The organism is Photobacterium sp. WH77, from assembly GCF_022014395.1.
GTDB classification, from domain to species: Bacteria; Pseudomonadota; Gammaproteobacteria; order Enterobacterales; family Vibrionaceae; genus Photobacterium; species Photobacterium arenosum.
Window position 1 is genome coordinate 1 of the sequence record NZ_JAKLTE010000041.1, and the last position, 3659, is coordinate 3659.

General features: G+C 39.8%; 5 protein-coding genes and 2 pseudogenes. All 7 read left to right on the forward strand.

The window, feature by feature from the left end:
* Positions 1 to 244: pseudogene (locus tag L6J37_RS21080) on the forward strand (hypothetical protein); the annotation flags it as partial.
* 90 nt (positions 245 to 334) lie between these two features.
* Positions 335 to 1282 (forward strand): IS30 family transposase, encoded by a 948-nt coding sequence (locus L6J37_RS21085; RefSeq protein WP_237796496.1) that lies wholly within the window; start codon positions 335 to 337, stop codon positions 1280 to 1282.
* 98 nt (positions 1283 to 1380) lie between these two features.
* Positions 1381 to 1797: a hypothetical protein gene (locus L6J37_RS21090; protein WP_237796498.1), complete on the forward strand. Its 417-nt coding sequence runs from the start codon at positions 1381 to 1383 to the stop codon at positions 1795 to 1797.
* A 119-nt stretch (positions 1798 to 1916) separates the two neighbouring features.
* The gene (locus L6J37_RS21095) at positions 1917 to 2552 is read left to right on the forward strand and encodes an imm11 family protein (protein WP_237796500.1); all 636 of its coding nucleotides are present in this window, start codon (positions 1917 to 1919) and stop codon (positions 2550 to 2552) included.
* A 59-nt stretch (positions 2553 to 2611) separates the two neighbouring features.
* A complete protein-coding gene (locus L6J37_RS21100) occupies positions 2612 to 2848 on the forward strand; it encodes a hypothetical protein (protein ID WP_237796503.1) in 237 nt (78 codons plus the stop codon).
* 87 nt (positions 2849 to 2935) lie between these two features.
* Complete coding sequence (locus L6J37_RS21105) at positions 2936 to 3208, forward strand: hypothetical protein (protein WP_237796505.1); 273 nt, start codon at positions 2936 to 2938, stop codon at positions 3206 to 3208.
* Between the two features lie 122 nt (positions 3209 to 3330).
* Positions 3331 to 3659 (forward strand): annotated as a pseudogene (locus L6J37_RS21110) (imm11 family protein); the annotation flags it as partial.

Here is a 3659-nt window from a genome sequence, read left to right on the forward strand (position 1 = left end):
TATAAATAATGTGATTGATATTGGCCCCTTCAGTGGGGCTTTATCGGGAAATTACACACATGAAAATAATATGAATTATGATAGACAGTATTATTTATTGACCGAGGATAGCCAATCTGGACCCTATATGCTGGTTAAAAATAAAAAATCTGATGAAGGTTTGTCAAGATTGTTAGCTATGCGTTCAATAAAGCGTCAAGTTCTTGGTCCGGGGTATATAAATATTACTCCCGATTTCAGATAATAAGTGCGACATTCATGGGAAGGTGTAGAAGAGGAAGCCAACTGCTAAAAGTGGTACGCTCTTCTCGCCAAAGAAACAAGCAGTACTACCATGAATTATCAGCAGTTGACCGAGGGCAGAAGATACCAGATTTCTGCTCTTTTGGAACGGGGAATTTCGGTTTCTGAAATAGCTAAAACAGTTCAGTGCCATCGCTCTACGGTATACCGGGAGCTTAAACGCGGCCGCAAAGGCAGTCAGTATTGCCCAAACAAAGCCCAGGCGTTAGCAATCAAAAAACGCACATCAGCGCGTAAATACCGAATACCTCAGGAGCGTGTTGATTTTATCCGCCTCCTTTTAGAAGCGGATTGGAGTCCAGAGCAGATTTCCAGTGTATTAACGAAAATCGGTGCCGCTGTCAGCCATGAGTGGATCTACCGATTTGTTGCGCAGGATAAGCGCTTGGGTGGCAAGTTATATCGCCACTTGAGGCAAGGACACAAGCGGTATCGTCGCGGTAAAAAAGAGAAAGCGCCAGCGATCAAGAATGCTGTTTCGATCGATGATAGGCCAAGCATCGTTGACAGTAAGGAGCGATTTGGTGATTGGGAAATCGGCACCGTATTAGGCAAGCACGGCTCTGGAGCTATGGTGACTATTTTAGAGCGTAAAACACGATTTTACGTGGTAAAGAAAGTGCCCTCTAAGTCAGCAGATGATGTTACCAAAGCCACAATAGAACTACTGATGCCTTATAAGAAACATGTCCATACCATCACGGCAGATAACGGGAGAGAATTTGCCGGTCATGAAACGATCGCAAAGGAGTTGGAGGCTGATGTGTACTTTGCTCACCCTTACAGCTCTTGGGAACGTGGAGCTAATGAGAATGCTAATGGTCTTTTAAGGCAATATGTGAAGAAAGGAACCGACCTAACAACGGTAACAGACAGCGATATTGAATTCGCTTTATCGCGGATAAATTATCGTCCAAGAAAGTGTTTAGGCTTCAAGCAGCCAGCCATTGTATTTGAAGAAATGACTTTGGCTACTTGATATTGGAGAGTGTCGCACTTCGAAGTTGAATTCGGGCTCTTGGAGATAATGGCAACTTTAAACCTTGTGATTATCATGAGGTCTTGCCAGCAGGTCTAGTGTCTGAGAAATTTAAAAATATTTTGGATTCATTTCAGCTCCCCGGAGTCGATTTTTACCCTGCTTATATAGAAAATCGAGGGAATATCTGGAAAGAGCATTATCTGATTCATATTTGGCAAAATCATCGAGCCTTACATCCGAAGCGATCTGTCTATGATGGTACGTATGAAGATGATCGGTTTATTTTGGAGAAAATGTCGTTAAATGAAGAAGTCTTAAATAAGGTTCCTTTACATGAGAGATTAGTCTTTAGATTGAATGAAGATCCCCAATATCTCTACCATGAGTCAGTTGTTGTTGCGTTAAAAGCAGCTGGGTTGACTGGTGTTAATTTTCTGAACATTCAGAACTGGGGGCCAGGCTCTGCTTTTGCTACAGAAGAAGAGGAAGACGATTTTTATAATAACTTGTAACTGATATTAATAATGTGATTGATATTGGCCCCTTAAAAGGGGCTTTAATGATAGATACGCTGGCTGTAATAGCCTTTGACTCAGAGACTTGTGGCTAGGTAAGTTCATCGGGAAATGATATGTATGAAAATAACATAAAGTACGACAACGAATACTATATCTTGAGAGAAAATTCAGAATCTGGTGCTTACATGCTAGGTCAGCGTATGGATTCAGACGAGGGATTAGAACACCTAATGTCAATTCATTCAATTCGTCGTCGTGTGCTAGGGCCTGGTAAAGTTAAAGTTTCACATGGTGATATGAGTAATTTTAAGCCTTTTGATTACCATGAAACAGCAGAGCAGCTGGTATCTGAAAAGTTCAGGCAAGTTTTGTTGCCGTTTAACTTACCTGGTATTGATTTCTATCAAGCAGATATCATTCATAATAATAGTATCTGGCATGATCATTATTTTATGCACATATGGAACCATTATAGTGTGATCCATAAAGGCCGCTCAAAAATAGATGGTACTTATAGAAATGATGATTTCATATTAGAGGAGTTATCATTAGATGAAAATGTGCTAGATAAAATACTCCTTGAAAAACGATTAGTATTCACATTGGAAGAAAAGCCTAAGTTTCTGTTCCATGAAACTGTTGTAAAAGCACTCCGTGATGCTAATGTAACTGGTGTGAGTTTTATTCGTGTTAATGAGTGGTCTATTGGATCAACATTCGATGATGATGAACTTTATGACAGTCTTTAGTAGTAAAAATTTGAAAAAAATTAAATCGATATATTTGAAGCTATAGGATATGTGACACCATGAAATATGACAGTCAGTACTATATTTTGAGAGAGAATCATGAGTCAGGCGCATATATGCTTGGGCATACAGAGGGTACTGATGAAGGATTGTTCAGCCTGATGTCATTGCGTTCAATTAGTCGTCGAGTATTAGGGCCAGGAAAAGTGAAAGTATATGATGGTAATACATCAAAGTTTTTCCCTTGTGATTATCATGAAACGGCAGAACAATTGGTTTCTGAAAAATTCAGGTAAGTTCTGGCGCCGTTTCACTTACCCGGTGTAGATTTTTATCAAACCAATATCGTCAATGGCGATAAAATTTGGTCAGAACACTATTATATGCATATCTGGAATCATCACAAAGCAATCCATCATGGACGGTCAAAAATAGATGGCACTTATGTAGATGATGATTTTACGTTAGAGGTGTTGTCATTGGATGAAAATGTACTAGATAAAATCCCCCTAGAAAAACGATTAGTATTCACATTGGAAGAGAAGCCTAAATTTCTGTTCCATGAAACAGTTGTGCAAGCACTTCGTGAGGTAAATCTCACAGGTTTGAGTTTTCAGCGGGTAGATGAATGGTCAATTGGTTCGGCCTTTGAATAACAGACTATTACTACAATGGCTGCCTAAAGTGCTTCTGGCGGCCATATATTTTTTCAATATTCTGGATTATTAACGTTTTGAGAGATGGTCAATGAGAAGGCGAATCGTGTGATGGCAAGAAAATGAAATATGATAGCCAATACTACATGTTAAACGAAAGTGATCGTGCAACGAGTTATATGTTAGATCAAGTTGAAGGTTCAGATGATGGGTTAGAGAGATTAATGTCTCTTTTTCCTATTCACCGAAAAGTGCTGGGGCCGGGTCGGGTAGGTATATCTGAAGGTAATCGCGCTAAGTTTCAACCGTGTGACTATCATGAAACCGCAGAGCAGTTGGTCTCTGAAAAATTCAGGCAAGTTCTGGCACCGTTTAACTTACCTGGCGTGGACTTTTATCAAACCAATATCGTCAATGGCGATAAAATTTGGTCAGAACACTATTACATGCA